Source organism: Pedobacter westerhofensis (assembly GCF_900182595.1).
In the GTDB taxonomy this organism is placed as follows: Bacteria; Bacteroidota; Bacteroidia; order Sphingobacteriales; family Sphingobacteriaceae; genus Pedobacter; species Pedobacter westerhofensis.
Genome location: NZ_FXTN01000038.1, coordinates 1 through 1,292, shown reverse-complemented (window position 1 = coordinate 1,292; position 1,292 = coordinate 1). Strand labels below are relative to the sequence as shown.

Here is a 1,292-nt window from a genome sequence, read left to right as displayed (position 1 = left end):
GGTCAGTTTGCACCGAAACAGAGGGGTCAATTTGGAGCGGAATAGAACGTCAGTTTAATTGCGGAATGATAGGGTCAGTTTTGCCGAAACTCCCAATTTGGGCAATGAAACCGTTAAAAAGGACGAAAAATCTGACTTCACAAATAATCCACAAAAAAAACAGAATAAGAAGAACCATTTGTCATAAAGTTTCATCATTAATATAATCCCAAGTGTTTTAATTTTAATAGATAAATAACTACAATCGACGTCTAGCTTTGCGGCTACAAAGAAGCCAAGATCGGTGAGTCCATAATCACAAACCTCGAAAATATCATATTAAAACGGAATTATAACTGTGGGTATCGTTCCCCCACTCTCCGCAAATGTATCTTCAAAATACACTAAACGCTTTAAACTTATGTTTAAGGCGTTTAGTGTTTCCAAACTATCTTCAAAATCGCACATTTATCGCAATCTGAGGTGCCTCAAGAGGTGCCCTATTTAACTGCCTACTGCCGGTGGACCACAAATCATTATAAGTTACTGAATTTGAACATGTCCAAGAGATAAACACCTTTACTACAGTGACCCAATAAACTAACTTATTCTCAGCTTGGACGCAATCAGGAAATACCACAGGCATTGCTATGCAATTTCAAAGGATACTTGAAGAGCGATGGCGATGCTACGAGACCCTCTCTGCAACTAGTAGGTCACTTGATGCGCCGCTGCATGCCACACGCAAGACGGTATTTCCTAGAGGCAGAAAAAAACGATCCAAATAGGGCATCCTAAGCAATGGATATCTTTGCCCGCCTGTATGACATCGAACGCGAAGTCAAAGATAAAAGCATTAATGAATGTCAGCAAGTCAGGCAAGAACGTGCAAAACCGATCTGAACAAAGTTCGGCCATTGGCTTGAAGAAAATGCCGGCGGTTAAAGGAGAAAAGCGCTACTAATAAGGCATTTGCCTAAACTATGAAGAGACATAAGCGTTTGGATATATATGGATAATGGGTTATTAAACATTGATAACACCCCAATCGAGTCCAGTATCAGACCCTATTGCGTTAGGAAGAAAAAACTACATGTTCAGTGGCTCAGACGGCGGTGCACAGAGAAGCGCAATGCTATATTCTATCATGGGAACCTGCAAATTACATGGCATCAATCCGATGATCTGGATGATAGAGGTGCTGAAGAAAATCAATAATCGAGACTGTAAATCAAACTGTGTCAACTCTTGATAATCAAGAGTAAGAATAAGTAAATTAGTATAAACTTATGGACACAATGAACAGTAAAAAA

Annotated in this window: 1 pseudogene; it reads left to right on the top strand. The window is 39.6% G+C overall.

From position 1 onward, the window contains the following. Positions 1-597: 597 nt before the first annotated feature. Positions 598-777, top strand: a pseudogene (locus tag FN831_RS28545) (IS66 family transposase); the annotation flags it as partial. Between the last annotated feature and the right edge of the window lie 515 nt (positions 778-1,292).